We start from the raw sequence: 19,657 nt of genomic DNA on the forward strand, positions 1-19,657 counted from the left end.
GATGCGCACCTGGCTCCCCTATCCCCTGCTCTCCGTCGGGCTGCTCATCATCTGGCTCCTGCTCAATCAGTCGGTTGCGCCCGGCACCTTCCTGATGGGGACGGTACTGGCAACCGGTCTTGGCTGGGTGACGCTGAAGCTTGGCCTCGTGCGCTCGCACCCGCGCCGGGTTCTGTTGATCGTGCGCTTCGGCTTTGCCGTCGCCGTCGACGTGATCCGCTCGAACATCGCCGTCATCGCCGTCATCCTGCGTGGCCAGCGCCGACCGCCGAACTCGGGCTTCCTGACCATCGATCTCGATCTGGAAGACGAAAACGCCCTGGCGCTGCTTGCCTGTGTCATGACAGCGACGCCGGGAACGGCCTGGCTCGAATACGATCGCGGCCGCAAGTCCCTGCTCTTCCACGTGCTCGACATGGAGAACGAGGACATCTGGCTCGATACGGTCAAGCGCTATGAGACCGCCCTGAAGGAGATATTCGGATGATGGAACTTTCAATCATCTGGTCGATCCTGATTGCCCAGATCATGCTCGGCCTGGCGATGGCTTTTGCCTTCTATCGCATGGTGAGGGGGCCGCGCGCCCAGGACCGCATCCTCGGCCTCGACACGCTCTATATCAACGCCATGCTGATGCTCTTGACCTTCGGCATCCGCACGGCCAACTCGCTCTATTTCGAGTCCGCCTTGATCGTGGCTTTGATCGGCTTCGTCTCGTCGATCGCCTTCGGCAAGTTCCTGATGCGCGGGGAGATCATCGAATGAGCCACCTCACCGACCTTCCCGTCTGGGCAGCCGTTCTCGTCTGCGGGCTCACCGTCCTCGGCGCCGCAGTGGCGCTGATCGGCTCCGTCGGCTTGCTCCGGTTCACCAGCTTCTACGAGCGCCTGCACGCACCGACGCTGGCGACCAGCGGCGGCGTACTGATGATCTGCACCGCCTCTATCATCTGCTTTGCCGTGCTGCAGAGCCGCTGGGTATTCCACGAAATCCTGATCATCGTCTTCGTCGTCGCCACCACGCCGGTGACGCTGATGCTGCTTGGACAGGCAGCGCTCTACCGCGACCGCGTCGAGGAAAAGCGCGGCGTCCCGCTCAAGCAGCGGCCGCCGCGCGAAGAACCGGCAGAATAGGTTTCAAAACCCTCTCAGCGGGAAACTTAGGCCGACCCCCGAGGGAGTGCGGCCTATTCGCCGCGCCCTCTGAAGCGCCGCTGATAGGCGGGATCGTAGAGCGAGCTTTCACGGAAATCAGAGGCTTCGAGCCCCGGACCGACGAAGATCAGCGCCGTGCGCTCGATCGGCTCTTCCGCCACCTTGGCGGCGATGTCACCGAGCGTGCCGCGCACCACGCGTTCGTCCGGCCAGGAGGCCTTGACGACGATGGCGACCGGGCAGTCGGCACCGTAGACCGGCGTCAGTTCCTCGACCACCTGCTGAAGCGCATGGATCGCAAGGTGGATTGCCAGCGTCGATCCAGTAGCGCCGAAAGCGGAAAGCGTTTCTGAGTTCGGCATCGGCGAGGCGCGGCCCGAAACGCGGGTCAGCACCAGGCTCTGGGCCACGGCCGGAATGGTCAGTTCGCGACCGAGCGCTGAAGCCGCCGCCGCAAAGGAAGGAACGCCCGGCGTCATCGTATAGGCAATGCCATGCTTCTCGAGCCGGCGGATCTGTTCGGCCACAGCACTCCAGACCGAGAGGTCGCCCGAATGAAGCCGCGCCACGTCGAGCCCTTCGGCTTCGGCCTTCACATACTCCGCCTCGATCTCGTCGAGCGACATCGGCGCCGTATCGACAATGCGGGCGCCCGGCGGGCAATATTGCAGCAGCTCCAGCGAGACGATCGAGCCGGCGTAAAGGCAGACCGGGCAGCGCCCGATCAGGTCGCGACCACGCACCGTGATCAGGTCTGCGGCTCCCGGGCCGGCGCCGATGAAATGTACCGTCATAGGTTACTCTTTCTTTTTCTTGCGCAGTTCCGGACGCAAAACCGCGTCACACTTTCGCTGGAACTGCTTTAGCCCTTCGTCCACGACCATTGGGTGACCGGCATGGCCGGCTTCCAGCCGGTCATGCCACCGATGGGTCCTGCACGCGCGATATCGATGCGGATCAGCGAACCGCCGAGCCGCGCGTGATGATCGAGCAGCACCGCTTCCATGTCCGTCGTCACCGCGTTGGCAACCAGCCGTCCGCCTAACTTGAGCGCCTCGATCGCTGCTTCCATGACGCCGTCTTCGCTGCCGCCGCCGCCGATGAAGATCGCGTCCGGTTGTGGCAGGCCGGCAAGCGCCGCCGGCGCCTCGCCTTCGACAACCGTCAGCCCGGGCACGCCGAACATCGTCGCGTTGCGGCCGATGCGCGCTGCCCGCTCCGGCTCCACCTCAATGGTGATCGCCTGCATGGTCGGATCGGCGAGCATCCATTCGATGCCGATCGAGCCAGAGCCGCCGCCGATGTCCCATAGCAGTTCGCCCTTGCGCGGTGCGAGTGCCGACAGCGTCAGCGCCCGGACCTCGCGCTTGGTGATCTGCCCGTCATGTTCGAACAGCGCATCGTCGCGGCCGGCGGCAAGCGGCAGGATGCGCGCGCCCTCGTCGGCCGCCACCTCAATGGCGCAGACGTTCAAAGGATGCACGAGGCCGAGCATGAAGCGCGCGGCGATCTGCGTCGTCACCCGTTCGCCGGCGCCGCCCAGCGCTTCGAGCACGGTCAGTCGCGACTGACCGAAGCCGCTTGAAACCAGAAGCTCGGCAAGGTCTCGCGGACCCGCGCCGTCCGACGTGAGCGTAAGCACACGCGCCCCCGGATGCAAATGCGGTCGCACCAGATCCAGCGGCCGCCCATGTACGGAGACGAGCGTCGCATCCTGCAGCGCCCAGCCGAGGCGCGAGGCGGCAAGACTGATCGACGACGGCGCCGGAAGCGTGCGTATTTCGGCCGAGGCGATGCGGCGCGCCAGCGTCACGCCGACGCCGAAGAAGAATGGGTCGCCCGAGGCAAGCACCACCACCGGGCTGCCGCGACGCGCGACGATCTCGACGACCGAGCGTTCGAGGGGGCTTAGCCAATTGTGCGCTTCGCCGGTGATGAGGGAGGCGGCGAGCTCCAGATGACGATGGCCGCCGTAGACGACCGGCGCTTCGGCGATCAGCCGCTTGGCCTCGTCGCCGAGACCCGCTACACCATCCTCACCGATACCGATGACGGTCAGCCAGGGGGAGACGATGGCGGGTTCGCTGTTCGACACGTCAGCCATGGAAAAACCTCGTATTCTGATTCTGGGTGGCACCACCGAGGCACGCGAACTCGCGCGCCGCTTGGCCGAAGATGTCCGCTACGACACCGCCATCTCGCTGGCCGGCCGCACCGCGGACCCGCGGCCGCAGCCGGTCAAGACGCGCATCGGCGGCTTTGGCGGCGCCGATGGGCTGGCGCATTTCCTGCATGACGAAAACATCGCGCTGCTGGTCGATGCGACGCACCCCTTTGCCGCACGCATTTCGCACAACGCCGCGGACGCAGCGCAAAGAACCGGCGTTGCGCTTATCGCCCTCCGCCGACCGGAATGGGTGCTCCTGCCTGGCGACCGCTGGACTGCTGTCGATAGCGTTGTCGAGGCCGTCAGCGCGCTCGGTGATCGGCGACGCCGCGTCTTCCTGGCGATAGGTCGACAGGAAGCTTTCCACTTCGAGGTCGCGCCGCAGCACAGCTACGTCATCCGCAGCGTCGATCCGGTGACGCCGCCGCTTAATCTGCCCGACCAGGAGGCGATCCTGGCGACCGGTCCCTTTGCGGAAGCCGATGAAGCCGCGTTGCTCAGGAGCCGGCAGATCGATGTGATCGTCGCCAAGAACAGCGGCGGCAGCGCCACCTACGGCAAGATTGCCGCAGCGCGCCGGCTCGGCATCGAGGTGATCATGGTCGAGCGGCGCAAGCCCGCGGACGTGCCGACGGTCGGCAGTTGCGACGAGGCACTCAACCGCATCGCTCACTGGCTCGCCCCTGCATAGAAGCGCGGCGTGTAGACGAGATCGGGTTGGCCGTCGCGCTCGACGATGCGCGTCTCCGGCGAGCCGATGATGACGCAGGTCGCCATGTCGGCGCGGTTGGCATCGGCCTCGCCGAGCGGCATCACCGCGATCCGTTCGTCCGGCCGCCCGGCCGCACGGCCGAAGATGACCGGAACCGTTGCCGGCAGAACGCTGCGCAGAAGCTCGAAGGCCTCACCGAGCTGCCAGGGCCGCGCCTTGCTGATCGGATTGTAGAGCGCAATGACGAAGCCCGCTTCCGCCGCCAGCCTGAGGCGCCGGGTGATGACTTCCCAGGGCTTCAGATTGTCGGAAAGCGAGATCGCACAGAAATCATGACCGAGCGGCGCGCCGATGCGGGCGGCAACGGCGAGCATCGCGGTCACGCCGGGCGTGATCACCAGTTCAACCGACTTCCATTCCGCCGGTCCCTTGTCGATCGCCTCGCAGACGGCGGCCGCCATGGCAAAGACACCGGGATCGCCACCGGAGACCATGCAGACCTTCACGCCTGCCGCAGCCCGCGTCAGCGCGACCTGTGCCCGATCGAGCTCCTCGCGGTTGTCCGAGGCGACACGGATCTGATCCGGTCTGAGGTTCAGCCGGTCGAGATAGGGAAAGTAGCCGTAAAACTCCTGAGCGGCCGCAACGGCTTCCGCCGTTTCCGGCGTCATCTGCTTGGCGCTGCCCGGTCCGGTACCGACGACATAGAGCGTACCGGTCATGGTCGGTCCTTCCAGCCGGGAACGAGCACCAGCGAGAAATAGGGCGCCTCGTCGTCGGCCTTTTCCGCAAGAGCCGTCATCGCCGCGTTCTTCATCGTGCCGCGTTCGACATAGACGGCCTGGTCGAGACGGCCGGAGGCAGCGAGCGCCCGACGGATCTTCGGCAAATTGCGCCCGACCTTCATGATCACGGCGGCTTGGGTATCCGCAAGCCTGCGGCCGAGCTCGGCCTCGGCCATGGTGCCCGGAAGCACCGAGAGCACGTCGTCGCCCTGCACCAGCGGCAGGCCGGCAAGCGACCAACAGCCGGACATGGCGGTAATGCCGGGGATCACCTCGACCGGGAAACGATTGGCGAGCCGCACATGCAGATGCATGTAGGAACCATAGAACAGCGGGTCGCCTTCACTGAGCACGGCGACCGTGCGCCCGGCGGCAAGATGCGCCGCTACCGCTTCGGCCGACGCATTGTAGAAGTCGGTGATCTGGGTCTTGTAGGCGCCATCGTCCTTGTCGATTTCGGTCGTCACCGGATAGTATAGCGGCAGCTCGACAAGATCGGGCTTCAGCAGACCCTCGACCACCGCGCGGCCGTTACCGCTTCGCCCGGCCTTGGCGAAATAGGCAAGCACATCGGCTTGCCCGAGCGCCTTCACCGCCTTGACCGTCAAAAGTTCCGGATCACCGGGGCCGGTCCCAACACCGATCAGGCGCCCCACGCCGACGCCGCTCACAGGCCCGGCCTCGCGAGCGAGTTGAGCGCTGCCGCCGTCATGGCGCTGCCGCCGAGCCGGCCGCGCACGATGGCGAAGGGAACGCCATAGGAATTCTCGGCCAACGCATCCTTCGATTCCGCCGCGCCGACGAAACCGACGGGCATGCCGAGGATTGCCGCCGGCTTCGGCGCGCCGTCGCGCAGCATTTCCAAGAGGAAGAACAGCGCCGTCGGTGCGTTGCCGATCGCGACCACCGAACCGGCCAGCCGCTCGCTCCAGAGCTTTAGGGCTGCGGCGGAGCGGGTGTTGCCGATCTCGGCCGCAAGGCCGGGCGTGCGAGGATCGCGCAGCGTGCAGATCACCTCGTTGCCGGCCGGCAGACGGGCGCGGGTGACACCGTGCGCAACCATCTCGGCATCGCAGAGGATCGGCGCACCGGCTTTCAGCGCCGCACGGGCCGAGCTTACGAAATCGGGAGAAAACACGAACTGCCTGGTCGCCTCGACGGAACCGCAGGCGTGCACCATGCGCACCGCCAGATCCGCTTCCTCTTCGGAGAAGCGCGACAGATCGGCCTCGGCGCGGATGATGGCGAAGGAACGCTCGTAGATGGCGTTGCCATCGCGAATGTAATCATACTCAGGCATGTCTATCCCTGTTCGAACGCTGCCGAGACGCGCGCAGCTCCGAGCCGTGTAAGACAGGACTGCGCCGATTCGCCAGCGTCTTTGTTTTGCCGCACCAGCCGGCCGAGCCGGGCAAGGGCGGATCCCATTCCATTCTCATCGGTGTAGGCGCTTGGCAAGCCATTGGCAGCCCCATTTACGACAAGCCCGTATCCTGATGGCGCACCGACAAGCGTCAGTTCGGACGGCTTCGGCCGGGCGCAGCCCTTGGCGCAGCCGGAGAGATGCACGGTGAGCGACCCGTCCAGCAATTCCGGCGCCGTCTCGACGAGGCGCTCGGCCATGCCATTGGTTTCCATCCACGCCGAGGCGCAACCCTTGCTGCCGGCGCAGGTGGCGATCGCGTTGCGCGGATCCTGCTCGGCAATGCGAAAACCGTGTGACGCTGCCAGGCTCTGCGCCACAGCCGCGGTCTCGGGGCAAAGGCCGAGGACGAAGAAGGCGTGCCCGGGCGCAAGCCGGATCGCATTGGCGCCAAGCGCCTGGACCTGATGCAGGTAGGATGCCAGCGCGGCGGCCTCCACCTGAGCAAAGGCCAGACCGAGGCCGAGAACGGTGTCGGCGTTACCCAGCGCATGAATGCCGGGTATTGCGGCCGAACGCGGAGCGGCCGGGCGTTCGGACGATGTCTCACAGCGACAGAGCGCGCGGATTTCCGACGGGTCCAGATCGCGCCCGCGCACCGTCGTGCCTAGGCTCGCCAGTTTCTCGAGAATGGTGATCAGGGCCGGCACGACCGCGTTGCCGGCCAACGTCCCGACGATCGATGCCTTCGTTGCCGTGCCGCCAAGCGACAGCACCCAGGCGACCCCCGCGACAGTCGAAACCGCCTGAAGGCGAATGTCGGCGACGACAGCGCCGAGACCAAACCGGCCACCGCTATCGATGACGACGGATAATTTGGGTGCAAGCTTCAACGGCACCTGGCGCGCACCCAACGCTTCACGAAGCTCGGTGGCAATCGGCCGCGGATCGGCGATCTCGTCCGGGTCGATGCCGGCGAGAGGCGGCACCTCTATCGCGAGCCCCTTGGCAATGGCGATCTCCGCATCGCCGATCGCCTGCGCCAGCATCGGCACCGAAGCTGCACTCAGGCCGCGAAGCTGCAGGTTTCCGCGCGCGGTAATCTCGATGATGCCATTGCCGAAGCGCTCGGCAGCCGTGGCAAGGGCAATGACCTTCGGCAGCGTCAGACTGTCATCCGTTGGCCTCACCCTGACGAGCAGGCCGTCGCCGGTCTGCATCGGCTCTGCCAAGGACGGGCAGGCGCCGCGGCGCATCGAAGCGACGGTGCCGGTTTCTCCGGTCAATGGAAGGGCGCAGCTGGTCATCAAATCCGTCATCACTTGAGGCTCTCCTCCCTGAAGAAGCCTCTTAAGACGCTATAACACAGCCGCAAACCTTGAGTGAGATCAAACACGACGCAGATCGGCCCTCCCCGTCACTCGTCGAAGTCGGCGCCCTTGCGCAGGAGATAGATGTCCATGATCCATCCCATCTTCGCGCGCGCCGCCGCCCGCGTTTCAAGGATCCGGTCCTTCACCTCAGCCACGCGGCCGGAAATGACGATCTCATCCGGCGTGCCGAGATAGGCGCCCCAATAGATCTCCGCCTCCGGGTCCTCGACCCGCTGAAACGCCTGTTCGCCATCGAGCATGACGACCGAGGTCTGGCTCTTCTCGGGAAAGCTTTCGTGCAGCCGACGCCCCGTGGTGATCTCCACCGGCTTGCCGACGAGGTTCAGCGGAATGCGGTGGCTGGCGCAAAGCGCCTGCAGACTGGTGATCCCGGGAATGACGTCGTAGGCGAAGGCGACCTCACCGCGTGCCCTGACCCGCTCGACGATGCGAATGGTGCTGTCATAGAGCATCGGGTCGCCCCAGACGAGAAACGCGCCAGTTCCCTCTTCGCCCAACTCCTTCGACAGAAGCGCTTCGTAAATCCCAGCGATCTGGGCGTGCCAGTCATCGACGCTGCCGTCATAGCTGACGCCTTCGGTGCGCCGCACGGGCACCGCGAACTCGACGGTGCGACTGTCCTTGCGCGTGACGTAGCGGGCGCAGATGTCGCGGCGCACTTCGGCAAGCTCGGTCTTCTTCGCTCCCTTGGTCGGGATAAAGAGCACGTCGGCGCGGTTCAGCGCGTTGATCGCCTGCACGGTCATGTGTTCGGGATTGCCCGAACCGATGCCGATGATCAGAATTTTGCGCATGCCCGCCTCCGCCATTTCGTTCGGGCGTCTTAGGCGGATCGCCGCCGCCAAGGCAAGGCCTCGGGGCGACGACAAAGCCGTCATTCGCGCCAAGCCTTCAGTTGATGTCCGCAGCCGGATTTTCCGGCAACCGCCAGTCGATCGGATCGAAGCCTTTGCCTTCAAGGAAGGCATTGGCCTGGGAAAAATGCCGGCAGCCGAGAAAGCCGGAATGGGCTGAGAGCGGCGACGGATGTGGTGCCCTCAGGACAAGATGGCGCGAGCGGTCGACGAAGGCCGCCTTCTTCTGCGCATAGGAGCCCCAAAGCATGAAGACGACGGGATGCTCGGCCTCGTTGACCGCACGGATGATCGCATCCGTGAACTTTTCCCAACCGTGACCCTGGTGTGACGCAGCGTTCCCGCGCTCTACCGTCAGCACGCTGTTCAAAAGCAGCACGCCCTGCCTTGCCCAGCTTTCGAGAAAACCGTGACGCGCCGGCGGAATACCGAGATCGGTATTCAGTTCCTTGTAGATGTTGACCAGCGACGGCGGCGTCCGGACACCGGGGCGAACGCTGAAGCAGAGCCCATGCGCCTGGCCGTCACCGTGATAGGGATCTTGGCCGAGAATGACCACGCGCACCTTGTCGAGCGGCGTCAGGTCGAGCGCGCGAAAATACTCCGGCCCGCGAGGGAAAATCTGCCGGCCCTCGTTCTTCTGGGCCACGAGGAACTGCTTGAGGTCAGCCATGTAGGCGCTGGCGAATTCCGGTGCCAACGCTTCCTTCCAGCTTTCTTCAAGCTTCACTGCCGTTTCCATTGCACGTCCGCTCCATGTCAGGGGATCGAGGCCGCAATTTAGGCCGCCCGGACATCATCGCAAGCCCAATCGCGCCCGCCGCGGGAATGCTGCACCGGTTTTGCCGGGCGGCCACAACCACACGGGTATTACGCTAGCCCTTTTGAGGAGCATTGTATTTCAACAGATACAACGGTAATCAGGAGGCGATATCGTTGTATCCTAAGAGATATCACGCATCGTTGGAGGGAAATCGATGATCAAGAGAAGAGACTGGCTGAAGGGACTGGTGCTGGCGCTCGGCCTCGCCTGGGCCGGCGCAAGTGTTCTGCCGGCGTCCGCACAGGCGGAAGAAAAGGTGACGGTCTTTGCGGCTGCGAGCCTGAAGAACGCGCTCGATGCGATCAATGCCGAGTGGCAGAAGGAAAGTGGCAAGGAAACGACCGTTTCCTACGCGGCCAGCTCGGCACTGGCCAAGCAGGTGGAACAGGGCGCGCCCGCCGACGTCTTCATCTCTGCCGACCTCGCCTGGATGGACTACCTCGCCGAAAAGAAGCTGATCAAGGACGACACCCGCGCAAACCTGCTCGGCAACCGCATCGTGCTCGTCTCCGGCAAGCAGGACGCTGCCCCGGTCGAAATCAAGCAGGGCTTCGATCTCGCTGGCATTCTCGGTGACGGTCGCCTTGCCATGGGTGCCGTCGATTCCGTTCCGGCCGGCAAGTACGGCAAGGCTGCGCTCGAAAAGCTCGACGCCTGGAAGGCCGTGGAGGCCAAGGTCGCCGGCGCTGAAAGCGTGCGTGCCGCCCTCCTGCTCGTTTCGCGCGGCGAAGCGCCGTACGGCATCGTCTACCAGACCGATGCCGCGGCAGACCCGGGCGTCAAGGTCGTCGGCACCTTCCCGGAAGACAGCCATCCGCCGATCATCTACCCGATCGCGATCACGGCCGAGAGCAAGAGCCCTGATGCGGCCGCCTACATCGACTTCGTCAAGTCGGCAAAGGCTGCCGAACTCTTTGAAAAGCAGGGCTTCACAGTCCTGAAGTAGCCGGCTGAAATAGGCGCTAGTGCCGTCTGTCCAGAGGCAGGCGAAGCATCTAACGTCATGTTCGCGACGCCCGCGCCCAAACGCGGGCGACGCGAACATTTGTCAGAGGCATAGGGGGCAGACAGCCGCGTCCCACAAGCCTCGTATTGGGGAGCGATATCCATTGGACTGGCTTGCAGTGAGCGATGCGGAATGGACGGCGATCCTGTTGAGCCTGCGTATCGCAACCGTCGCAATGATCTGCAGCCTGCCCTTCGCACTCGTCGTCGCCATGCTGCTTGCCCGCGGGCGCTTCTGGGGCAAGACACTGCTGAACGGCCTCGTTCATCTGCCGCTGATCCTGCCGCCTGTCGTCACCGGCTTCCTGCTGCTCCTGCTTTTCGGCCGCCGCGGCCCGCTCGGCGCCTTCTTCGCCGATTATTTTGGCCTCGTCTTTTCCTTCCGCTGGACCGGCGCTGCCCTTGCCTGCGCCGTCATGGCCTTCCCGTTGATGGTGCGCAGCATCCGCCTGTCGATCGAGGCGGTTGACCGCAAGCTCGAGGACGCGGCGACCACGCTCGGCGCGAGCCCCCTCTGGGTCTTTGCCACCGTCACGCTGCCGCTGATCATTCCCGGCATCATCGCCGGCATGATCATCGCCTTTGCCAAGGCGATGGGCGAGTTCGGCGCCACGATCACCTTCGTCTCCAACATTCCCGGCGAAACGCAGACGCTTTCGGCCGCCATCTACACCTTCACCCAGGTGCCGGGCGGCGACGCCGGCGCCATGCGGCTGACAATCATTTCCGTCATCATTTCCATGGCCGCGCTCATCTTCTCCGAACTGCTGGCGACCTTCGCCGCACGCCGGGTGGCCGCCCAATGAGCCTCATCGTTGAAGCCCGCCACCAGCTCGGCAATTTCTCGCTCGACGCCGCCTTTAGTTCCGATGGCGGCGTGACGGCGCTGTTCGGCCGCTCCGGCTCAGGCAAGACCTCGCTCATCAACATCATCGCCGGGCTTCTGAAGCCCGAAAGCGGCCGTGTCCTGCTCGATGGCGACGTCATCGCCGACAGCGAGAACAGGATCTTCACGCCGGTGCACCGCCGGCGCTTCGGCTATGTCTTCCAGGAGGCGCGGCTGTTTCCGCATTTGAGTGTACGCCGCAACCTCGCCTATGGCCGCTGGTTCGCCGGCAAGAGCGGCACCGGCAATGAGTTTACCCGCATCGTCGACCTGCTCGGCATCGGCCATCTGCTCGAACGCAACCCTTCGGCCCTTTCCGGCGGCGAAAAGCAGCGCGTCGCCATCGGCCGCGCCTTGCTCGCGGCACCGCGCCTGCTTTTGATGGATGAGCCGCTGGCCGCGCTCGACGAGGCGCGCAAGGCCGAAATCCTGCCCTATCTCGAACGGCTGCGCGACGATGCGCGCATCCCGATCGTCTATGTCAGCCATTCCGTCAGCGAAGTCGCCCGGTTGGCCCGGCGCGTGGTCGTGCTCGAAAGCGGTCGGGTCACCGCATCGGGCGCGGCCGCCGAGGTGTTGAGCGCGCCCGCCGCAACGCTTGCCACCGGCAGGCGCGAGGCCGGTGTCCTGCTGGAGGGCGAAGTCGAGGGAACCGATCCGGTGCACGAACTGACGACCGTCCGGGTCGGGCGGGAACGGCTGCGCATCGCTGGTGTCAGCGCGACGGCCGGCGTCAGGCTTCGCCTGCACATCGCCGCCCGCGACGTCATGCTGGCGACCTCAAGGCCAGTGGAAATCAGTGCGCTCAACGTACTCGAAGGGCGCATTCTGACGCTGACATCGGAGGAGGATGGCAGCGTCGATGTCCGGGTGACCTGCGGCGAGGCGACGATTGCCGCCCGCATTACCCGCTTTTCCCGCGACGCGCTGCAGCTTGTTCCCGGCAGAACCATCTATGCCGTCATCAAGTCGGTCGCGATCGATCACTAAAGCCTGTCGCATGAAAACGCATTCACGCGCCAGGCTTTAAGCTCTTGTTTTTATGCATGTCGTTGCCGCAATACCGCTGCACGCTTTTGCGCGACATGCATTAGGCCTTTTGGGAAACAGCCTCGGCCGTATCGGACGCTCGTGTATCGCTGCTCCGAACGGATTCGAGCCAGGCCAGATCCTCGCCGATCGCAAGGCGCGCCTTCTCCTCCATCTCGCGGTAGCGCCGGATAAGCTCTTCGCCGAACGGCGTCACCAGGGCTCCGCCACCCTGCTTGCCGCCGCGCTGCGATTCTACCGAAGGCTCGCTGAACATCCGGTTCAGGGCATCGACCAGCAGCCAGGCGCGGCGGTACGACATGTCCATCGCCCGGCCGGCGGCGGAGATGGAGCCGGTCTCGCGGATCAGTTCGAGCAAGAGGATCTTGCCGCGGCCGAGCCGGTCGGCGGGCGGAAAATCGATGCGCAGGACGGGGCGAAGATCGGGGCGGCTCTCACTCATGCGCGCGAGCATAGAAGCACGCGCAAAATTCCGAAAGACCGTCTCGCGGCGAACCGGACGGGTTGGCGATAAAAGATTGCCAGCAACCGAGCGCCGGCCGACGACGGCCAGATTGCAGGTCTTGATCTCGCGGCGGCGGCATGCACCGATGGCCGCGACACCTCCTGCCCGAAAGTGCCCTCCCCATGCCCGGTCCCACGCTCGATCCGATCGCCACAGACACCACCCTGCCCGCCAGGGCCGACGTCGTCATCGTCGGCGGCGGCATCATCGGCGTCAGCACCGCCCTCTTCCTTGCCGAACGCGGTATCGACGTCGTGCTCTGCGAGAAGGGCACGCCCGGCGCCGAGCAATCGAGCCGCAACTGGGGCTGGGTTCGGGTGATGGGCCGTGACGAGCGCGAAATCCCGCTGGCGATCGAGGCGCTGAAGATCTGGGACACGCTCGACGCGCGCATCAGTGGCGAGACCGGCTTTCGCCGCAGCGGCATTCTCTATGTCTCCGAGAATGAGCGCGACATCGCCAATCGCGACGCATGGCTCGCCATGGCCCGACCCTACGGCGTCGACAGCGTGCAACTCAGCTCCGACACGACAGAGGCGATGATGCCGGGCGCCGCCATCCGCTACCAAGGCGGGCTCTTCACGCCGAGCGACGGCCGGGCAGAACCGCAGAAGGCGGTGCCCGCGATTGTCGCCGGTGCACGCCGCGCCGGTGCCCGTATCCTGACGGGCTGCGCCGTGCGCGGGGTCGAAAAGGCAGCGGGCCGGATCTCCGCCGTCGTCACCGAGAGAGGCCGCATCGAGACGTCGACCGTCATCGTCGCCGGCGGCGCCTGGTCCAGGCTCTTTCTCAAAAGCCTCGGCATCCGGCTGCCGCAGCTGAAGGTGCGGAATACGGTGTTGAGAACCGGGCCGGTCTCCGGCGGTCCGGAAGGGGCCGGCGCAACCGCGACCTATGCCTATCGCAAGCGCCTCGATGGCGGTTACACGATTGCCGACGGTGCCGCCAACCTGCACGCGGTCGTGCCCGACAGCTTCGCATTCTTCCGGGATTTCCAGCCGGCGCGAAAGGCGGAGGGCGATGCCGTGCAGGTGGGCATCAACGCCCAGAGCTGGAACGAATTGTTCGAGATCGGCACCGTCCCGCTCGACCGGCCCGGCGCCTTCGAGCGCCACCGCGTGCTCGATCCCAATCCGGATTCGCGGCGCGCCCTCCGGGCCCTCGACGCCGCCGGCAGGGCCTTGCCATTCCTGCGCAAAACCAAGGTGCAACAGATATGGGGAGGACTGATCGATGTGATGCCCGATGCCGTCCCCGTCATCTCACCCGCCGAAACCGTTCCGGGCCTCATTGTCGCGACGGGTTTTTCCGGCCACGGTTTTGGCATCGGGCCTGGCGCCGGACACCTCGTCGCCGACCTCGTAACCGGCGAGAAACCGATCGTCGATCCGACGCCATTCCGGCTCTCGCGCTTCCTCGATGGAACGCCGATCACCATCGCCCCGCCGGTCTGAGCGCTACCGCCGACGGATCGCCGCGAAAGAAAATTACCGGCAACGACCGGCAAGAAGGTGAACGACACAACGCGTGGGCGCACTCCCGGCAGGATTCTATCTTTCTTCGCCTGCCCCTGCCCCGCAACACGGAAAGACCTTCATAAGCCCCGGAACTCGTGGCAGTCTGTGAGCATTCCCGTCGGGAGAGCGGGGGCTTTTAGGAGGAGTCTGTGCAGACCTTGGGCGGAGGAGCCTTGCCGGTCACATTGCACGTCCTCGTACACCTCAGGCCCATCGTTATCCCGTCCCAGAGCATTTCCAGCGAGGGTGCTAGCGCCTTTGCGTCCGGAAATGCGTGAGAACAGAAATGAAGAGCGGTTCGACTGGAACCGATCTTGATTTGGTGCACTGCGCACTCCGGAGGAGGCCGGAAACCGCATGAGCGATCTCGATCGACTTAGCCTGCATGTCCCCGAACCCGCCGTTCGGCCCGGCGGCCAGCCGGATTTCTCCAACGTCAAGATCCCGAAGGCCGGCTCCGTGCCGCGCCCGGAGGTGGACGTCGCGCCGGAAGAGATGCGCGACCTCGCCTATTCGATCATCCGCGTCTTGAACCGCGACGGCGAAGCGGTTGGTCCCTGGGCCGGGCTGCTTTCGGATGACGAGTTGCTCTCCGGCCTCAGGCACATGATGCTGCTGCGCGCCTTCGATGCGCGCATGGTCATGGCGCAGCGCCAGGGCAAGACCTCCTTCTACATGCAGCATCTGGGCGAAGAGGCCGTCAGTTGCGCCTTCCGCAAGGCGTTGGTGAAGGGCGACATGAACTTCCCGACCTATCGACAGGCCGGTCTTCTGATCGCCGACGGCTATCCCATGGTCGAGATGATGAACCAGATCTTCTCGAACGAGAGCGACCCTCTGCGCGGCCGGCAGCTGCCGATCATGTATTCCTCCAAGGAGCATGGCTTCTTCACCATCTCCGGCAACCTCGCCACCCAATATGTACAGGCGGTCGGCTGGGCGATGGCGTCGGCCATCAAGCGCGACACCAAGATCGCAGCCGCCTGGATCGGCGACGGCTCGACGGCGGAATCGGACTTCCACTCGGCGCTCGTCTTTGCCTCCACCTACAAGGCACCGGTTATCCTCAACATCGTCAACAATCAGTGGGCGATCTCGACCTTCCAGGGCATTGCCCGTGGCGGCTCCGGCACCTTTGCCGCCCGCGGCCTCGGCTTCGGCATTCCGGCCCTGCGCGTCGACGGCAACGACTATCTCGCCGTCTACGCCGTCGCCAAATGGGCGGCCGAGCGTGCAAGGCGCAATCTCGGCCCGACCCTGATCGAATACGTCACCTACCGCGTCGGCGCCCATTCGACCTCCGACGATCCGAGCGCCTATCGCCCGAAGACGGAATCCGAGGCCTGGCCGCTCGGCGACCCGGTCCTGAGATTGAAGAAGCACCTCATCCTTCGCGGCGCCTGGTCGGAAGAGCGTCATGCGCAGGCGGAAGCCGAGATCACCGACGAAGTGATCCAGGCCCAGAAACAGGCCGAGGGCCACGGCACGCTGCATGCCGGCGGCAAGCCGTCGGTGCGCGATATCTTCGAGGGCGTCTATGCCGAGATGCCGCCGCACATTCGCCGCCAGCGGCAGAAGGCAGGATACTGATATGGCCAGAATGACAATGATCGAAGCCGTGCGCAGCGCCATGGATGTCTCCATGGAGCGCGACGACAATGTCGTCGTCTTCGGCGAGGACGTCGGCTATTTCGGTGGCGTCTTCCGTTGCACGCAAGGCCTCCAGGCGAAATACGGCAAGACCCGCTGTTTCGACGCGCCGATCAGCGAAAGCGGCATCGTCGGCACGGCGATCGGCATGGCCGCCTACGGGCTGAAGCCCTGCGTCGAGATCCAGTTCGCCGACTATATGTATCCGGCCTACGACCAGATCACCCAGGAAGCGGCCCGTATTCGTTACCGCTCCAACGGTGATTTCACCTGCCCGATCGTCCTGCGCATGCCGACCGGCGGCGGCATCTTCGGTGGCCAGACGCATAGTCAGAGCCCCGAAGCGCTTTTCACCCATGTCTGCGGCCTGAAAGTCGTCGTGCCCTCCAATCCCTACGACGCCAAGGGCCTGCTGATCGCCTCGATCGAGGATCCGGATCCGGTGATGTTCCTGGAACCGAAGCGGCTCTACAACGGCCCCTTCGACGGCCATCATGACCGGCCAGTCATTCCCTGGTCGAAACACGATCTCGGCGAGGTGCCGGAAGGCCACTACACCGTTCCGATCGGCAAGGCGGAAGTCCGCCGAGAGGGCTCCGCCGTCACCGTCGTCGCCTATGGCACCATGGTGCACGTGGCGCTCGCGGCTGCCGAGGAAACCGGCATCGACGCCGAGGTGATCGACCTGCGCAGTCTGCTGCCGCTCGACCTCGATACGATCGTCAAGTCGGTGGAAAAGACCGGGCGCTGCGTCGTCGTGCACGAAGCGACGCTGACGTCGGGCTTCGGCGGCGAAGTGGCCGCCCTCGTGCAGGAGCACTGCTTCTACCATCTCGAAGCGCCCGTCGTGCGCGTCGCCGGCTGGGACACGCCCTACCCGCACGCGCAGGAATGGGACTATTTCCCCGGCCCCGCGCGCGTCGGACGCGCGCTCGTCGAAGTGATGGAGGCCTGACATGGGCGAATTCGTAATCAAGATGCCCGATGTCGGCGAAGGCGTGGCCGAGGCTGAACTCGTCGAATGGCATGTGAAGCCCGGTGACCCCGTGCGCGAGGACATGGTGCTCGCCGCCGTGATGACCGACAAGGCGACCGTCGAAATCCCCTCGCCCGTCACCGGCACCGTGCTCTGGCTCGGCGCCGAGGTAGGCGACACCGTTGCGGTGAAGGCGCCGCTCGTGCGCATCGAAATATCAGGCGAAGGCGAAACGGCTGCTCCCGTGGAAGAGAAGCCTGTCGCGAAGGTGGAAGAAAAACCCGCAGTGAAGACTGAGGCGCCCGCGCCGGTCTCCAAGCCGGCCCAGCCCGCCAAGGTCGAGGTCAAGGCGCCGACCACGAACGGTGTCCACGCCAACGGCGCACATGCCGCTGGCGAACGATTGGAGAAGGCCCTTGCCTCGCCGGCGGTGCGCCTGCGCGCCAAGGAAAGCGGCGTCGATCTGCGCCAGGTGACCGGCACCGGTCCGGCTGGCCGCATCACCCATGATGACCTCGACCAGTTCATCGCCCGCGGCGCCCAGCCGGCGCTTGCGCCGGCCGGCCTGCAGCGCAAGACCGCCGTCGACGAGATCAAGGTAACCGGCCTTCGCCGTCGCATCGCCGAGAAGATGTCGCTTTCGACCTCGCGCATTCCCCACATCACCTATGTGGAAGAGGTCGACATGACGGCGCTCGAGGACCTGCGGACGACGATGAACCGCGACCGCAAACCCGACCAGCCGAAGCTGACCATCCTGCCCTATCTGATGCGCGCGCTCGTGCGCACCATTGCCGATCAACCCGCCGTCAATGCCACTTTCGACGACGGCGCCGGCATCATCAGCCGCCATCACGGCGTGCATATCGGCATCGCGACGCAGACCCCGGCCGGCCTCACCGTTCCGGTCGTGCGCCATGCCGAAGCCCGCGGCATCTGGGATTGTGCCAACGAGCTCAATCGCCTGGCGGACGCTGCCCGCACCGGCACGGCCACCCGCGACGAGCTCACCGGATCGACCATCACCATCTCTTCGCTCGGCGCGCTCGGCGGCATCGTCTCCACGCCGGTCATCAACCATCCGGAAGTCGCGATCATCGGCGTCAACAAGCTCGCCGTCCGCCCGGTCTGGGATGGCACGCAGTTCGTGCCGCGCAAGATCATGAACCTGTCCTCGAGCTTCGATCACCGCGTCATCGACGGCTGGGATGCGGCCGTCTTCGTGCAGCGGCTGAAGACCCTGCTCGAAACGCCGGCGCTTATTTTCGTGGAGGCCTGAGGCGATCATGAAGGAAATTTCCTGCAAGCTGCTCGTCATCGGCGCCGGCCCCGGCGGCTACATCTGCGCAATCCGCGCCGGCCAGCTCGGCATCGACACGGTCATCGTCGAAAAGGCGAAAGCCGGCGGCACCTGCCTCAATGTCGGCTGTATTCCCTCCAAGGCCCTCATCCACGCGGCGGAAGAGTTTCATAAGCTGCGCTCGGCCGCTTCCGGCCGCAGCCCGCTCGGTCTGTCGCTCGCCAACCCGACAATCGACCTTGCCCGCACCATCGCCTGGAAAGACGGCATCGTCGGACGGCTGAACGGCGGCGTCATCGGCCTTCTGAAGAAGGCGGGTGTCAAGGCGGTGATCGGCACCGCCCGTTTCGTCGACGGCAAGACCGTCGATGTCGAGACCGAGATCGGACTGCAGCGCATCCGCGCCGAGACGATCGTCATTGCCACCGGCTCGGCGCCGGTCGAGCTGCCCGACCTGCCTTTCGGCGGGTCGATCATTTCCTCGACCGAGGCCCTGTCGCTGAAAAGCGTGCCGAAGAGCATCGCCGTCATCGGCGGCGGTTACATCGGTCTCGAACTTGGCACCGCTTTCGCCAAGCTCGGCAGCCACGTGACCGTACTCGAAGCGCAGCCGCGCATTCTGCCGCTCTATGACGCCGATCTGACGAAACCGATCGCCAAGCGTCTCGGCGAACTCGGCATCGAGGTCTTCACCCAGACGGTCGCCAAGAGCTACTCCGCCGAAACCGGCAGCCTGCAAGCCGAACACAACGGTCGCGCAATCGATGTCGCCGCCGAAAAGGTGCTGGTCACCGTCGGCCGCAAACCCGTGACCGAGGGCGTCGGCCTTGAGGAAATCGACCTCGACCGCACTGGCCGCTTCATCCGCATCGACGACCAGTGCCGGACGTCCATGCGCGGCATCTATGCGATCGGCGACGTCACCGGCGAGCCGATGCTGGCGCACCGCGCCATGGCGCAGGGGGAAATGGTGGCGGAGATCGTCGCCGGTCACAAGCGCAGCTGGGACAAGCGCTGCATCCCGGCCGTCTGCTTCACCGATCCGGAGATCGTCACCGCAGGGCTGTCGCCCGACGAGGCGCGTGCGAGCGGCATCGAGATCAAGATCGGCCAGTTCCCCTTCCAGGCGAATGGCCGCGCCATGACGACGCTTGCCGAAGACGGTTTCGTTCGCATCGTCGCTCGCGCCGACAACCACCTGGTGCTCGGCATCCAGGCCGTCGGCCACGGCGTCTCGGAACTCTCGGCAAGCTTCAGCCTGGCGATCGAAATGGGCGCGCGCCTCGAAGACATCGCCGGCACGATCCATGCGCATCCGACGCAATCGGAAGCTTTCCAGGAGTCCGCGTTGAAGGCGCTCGGGCACGCGCTGCATATCTGACGTCGAGGGGCGGTTGGGGCAAAAGTGCCCCTCATCCGGCCTGCCGGCCACCTTCTCCCCGCCACGCGGGGAGAAGGACACACGCGGGGCACGCACTCGCGCCAACCATTGCCTTTTGCCGTATGGGAGAAAGAC

At 65.2% G+C, this 19,657-nt stretch carries 21 protein-coding genes; 12 read left to right on the forward strand and 9 right to left on the reverse strand.

The window, feature by feature from the left end:
* Position 1: 1 nt before the first annotated feature.
* The 3 genes from AC3WVQ_RS16300 to mnhG are packed head-to-tail and all read left to right on the forward strand — an operon-like array spanning position 2 to position 1,133.
* Complete coding sequence (locus tag AC3WVQ_RS16300; RefSeq protein ID WP_034787086.1) at positions 2–487, forward strand: Na+/H+ antiporter subunit E; 486 nt, start codon at positions 2–4, stop codon at positions 485–487.
* A complete protein-coding gene (locus tag AC3WVQ_RS16305; RefSeq protein ID WP_034787089.1) occupies positions 484–765 on the forward strand; it encodes a K+/H+ antiporter subunit F in 282 nt (93 codons plus the stop codon). The genes AC3WVQ_RS16300 and AC3WVQ_RS16305 overlap by 4 nt, the downstream gene beginning before the upstream one ends.
* The gene (gene mnhG / locus AC3WVQ_RS16310; protein WP_034787092.1) at positions 762–1,133 is read left to right on the forward strand and encodes a monovalent cation/H(+) antiporter subunit G; all 372 of its coding nucleotides are present in this window, start codon (positions 762–764) and stop codon (positions 1,131–1,133) included. Before AC3WVQ_RS16305 ends, mnhG begins: the two co-directional genes overlap by 4 nt.
* A gap of 53 nt (positions 1,134–1,186) precedes the next feature.
* Here mnhG and cobM read toward each other — a convergent pair whose 3' ends face one another.
* Positions 1,187–1,948 (reverse strand): precorrin-4 C(11)-methyltransferase, encoded by a 762-nt coding sequence (gene cobM, locus AC3WVQ_RS16315; RefSeq protein ID WP_090298018.1) that lies wholly within the window; start codon positions 1,946–1,948, stop codon positions 1,187–1,189.
* Between the two features lie 68 nt (positions 1,949–2,016).
* Positions 2,017–3,258: a precorrin-6y C5,15-methyltransferase (decarboxylating) subunit CbiE gene (cbiE, locus tag AC3WVQ_RS16320; protein ID WP_090298020.1), complete on the reverse strand. Its 1,242-nt coding sequence runs from the start codon at positions 3,256–3,258 to the stop codon at positions 2,017–2,019.
* On the opposite strand from cbiE, the gene AC3WVQ_RS16325 reads away from it, so the two are divergent.
* Positions 3,227–4,012 (forward strand): cobalt-precorrin-6A reductase, encoded by a 786-nt coding sequence (locus AC3WVQ_RS16325; protein ID WP_090298105.1) that lies wholly within the window; start codon positions 3,227–3,229, stop codon positions 4,010–4,012. The two genes, cbiE and AC3WVQ_RS16325, sit on opposite strands and share 32 nt — an antisense overlap.
* Here AC3WVQ_RS16325 and AC3WVQ_RS16330 read toward each other — a convergent pair.
* From AC3WVQ_RS16330 to ung, 6 genes are all read right to left on the reverse strand, one after another.
* Complete coding sequence (locus AC3WVQ_RS16330; protein WP_060517485.1) at positions 3,991–4,755, reverse strand: precorrin-3B C(17)-methyltransferase; 765 nt, start codon at positions 4,753–4,755, stop codon at positions 3,991–3,993. The genes AC3WVQ_RS16325 and AC3WVQ_RS16330 overlap by 22 nt on opposite strands.
* Positions 4,752–5,489 carry a precorrin-2 C(20)-methyltransferase gene (locus tag AC3WVQ_RS16335; protein WP_110819339.1) on the reverse strand — a complete coding sequence of 246 codons (738 nt, stop codon included), beginning with the start codon at positions 5,487–5,489 and terminating at the stop codon, positions 4,752–4,754. The genes AC3WVQ_RS16330 and AC3WVQ_RS16335 overlap by 4 nt, the downstream gene beginning before the upstream one ends.
* Entirely contained in the window at positions 5,486–6,118 is a 633-nt protein-coding gene (locus AC3WVQ_RS16340) for a precorrin-8X methylmutase (RefSeq protein ID WP_034787118.1), read from the reverse strand. Before AC3WVQ_RS16340 ends, AC3WVQ_RS16335 begins: the two co-directional genes overlap by 4 nt.
* Before the next feature lie 2 nt (positions 6,119–6,120).
* Positions 6,121–7,488: a precorrin-3B synthase gene (cobG, locus tag AC3WVQ_RS16345; RefSeq protein ID WP_090298108.1), complete on the reverse strand. Its 1,368-nt coding sequence runs from the start codon at positions 7,486–7,488 to the stop codon at positions 6,121–6,123.
* A gap of 110 nt (positions 7,489–7,598) precedes the next feature.
* On the reverse strand, positions 7,599–8,369 hold the full coding sequence (cobF, locus tag AC3WVQ_RS16350; protein ID WP_089044913.1) for a precorrin-6A synthase (deacetylating): 771 nt from the start codon (positions 8,367–8,369) through the stop codon (positions 7,599–7,601).
* A 97-nt stretch (positions 8,370–8,466) separates the two neighbouring features.
* The gene (ung, locus tag AC3WVQ_RS16355; RefSeq protein WP_090298025.1) at positions 8,467–9,171 is read right to left on the reverse strand and encodes a uracil-DNA glycosylase; all 705 of its coding nucleotides are present in this window, start codon (positions 9,169–9,171) and stop codon (positions 8,467–8,469) included.
* A gap of 235 nt (positions 9,172–9,406) precedes the next feature.
* On the opposite strand from ung, the gene modA reads away from it, so the two are divergent.
* The 3 genes from modA to modC all read left to right on the forward strand — a co-directional run bounded on the left by modA (position 9,407) and on the right by modC (position 12,133).
* Complete coding sequence (gene modA / locus AC3WVQ_RS16360; RefSeq protein WP_090298028.1) at positions 9,407–10,198, forward strand: molybdate ABC transporter substrate-binding protein; 792 nt, start codon at positions 9,407–9,409, stop codon at positions 10,196–10,198.
* Positions 10,199–10,361: 163 nt separating this feature from the next.
* Complete coding sequence (gene modB, locus AC3WVQ_RS16365) at positions 10,362–11,063, forward strand: molybdate ABC transporter permease subunit (RefSeq protein WP_090298031.1); 702 nt, start codon at positions 10,362–10,364, stop codon at positions 11,061–11,063.
* Positions 11,060–12,133 carry a molybdenum ABC transporter ATP-binding protein gene (modC, locus tag AC3WVQ_RS16370; RefSeq protein WP_090298033.1) on the forward strand — a complete coding sequence of 358 codons (1,074 nt, stop codon included), beginning with the start codon at positions 11,060–11,062 and terminating at the stop codon, positions 12,131–12,133. The genes modB and modC overlap by 4 nt, the downstream gene beginning before the upstream one ends.
* Before the next feature lie 100 nt (positions 12,134–12,233).
* Here the strand turns inward: modC and AC3WVQ_RS16375 are convergent, their stop codons facing one another.
* Positions 12,234–12,635, reverse strand: a complete 402-nt coding sequence (locus AC3WVQ_RS16375; RefSeq protein ID WP_090298110.1) for a winged helix-turn-helix domain-containing protein — start codon at positions 12,633–12,635, stop codon at positions 12,234–12,236.
* Between the two features lie 185 nt (positions 12,636–12,820).
* Between AC3WVQ_RS16375 and AC3WVQ_RS16380 the strand changes: the two genes are divergently transcribed.
* The 5 genes from AC3WVQ_RS16380 (at position 12,821) to lpdA (ending at position 19,522) form a co-directional block, all read left to right on the forward strand.
* On the forward strand, positions 12,821–14,152 hold the full coding sequence (locus AC3WVQ_RS16380) for an NAD(P)/FAD-dependent oxidoreductase (RefSeq protein ID WP_090298036.1): 1,332 nt from the start codon (positions 12,821–12,823) through the stop codon (positions 14,150–14,152).
* Positions 14,153–14,572: 420 nt separating this feature from the next.
* Entirely contained in the window at positions 14,573–15,805 is a 1,233-nt protein-coding gene (locus tag AC3WVQ_RS16385) for a 3-methyl-2-oxobutanoate dehydrogenase (2-methylpropanoyl-transferring) subunit alpha (RefSeq protein ID WP_034787158.1), read from the forward strand.
* A gap of 1 nt (position 15,806) precedes the next feature.
* On the forward strand, positions 15,807–16,820 hold the full coding sequence (locus AC3WVQ_RS16390) for an alpha-ketoacid dehydrogenase subunit beta (protein ID WP_034787163.1): 1,014 nt from the start codon (positions 15,807–15,809) through the stop codon (positions 16,818–16,820).
* Between the two features lies 1 nt (position 16,821).
* The gene (locus tag AC3WVQ_RS16395) at positions 16,822–18,120 is read left to right on the forward strand and encodes a dihydrolipoamide acetyltransferase family protein (protein WP_034787169.1); all 1,299 of its coding nucleotides are present in this window, start codon (positions 16,822–16,824) and stop codon (positions 18,118–18,120) included.
* 7 nt (positions 18,121–18,127) lie between these two features.
* A complete protein-coding gene (lpdA, locus tag AC3WVQ_RS16400) occupies positions 18,128–19,522 on the forward strand; it encodes a dihydrolipoyl dehydrogenase (RefSeq protein ID WP_090298039.1) in 1,395 nt (464 codons plus the stop codon).
* The last annotated feature ends 135 nt before the right edge of the window (positions 19,523–19,657 follow it).

Source organism: Ensifer sp. EB106-05-01-XG146 (genome assembly GCF_058791875.1).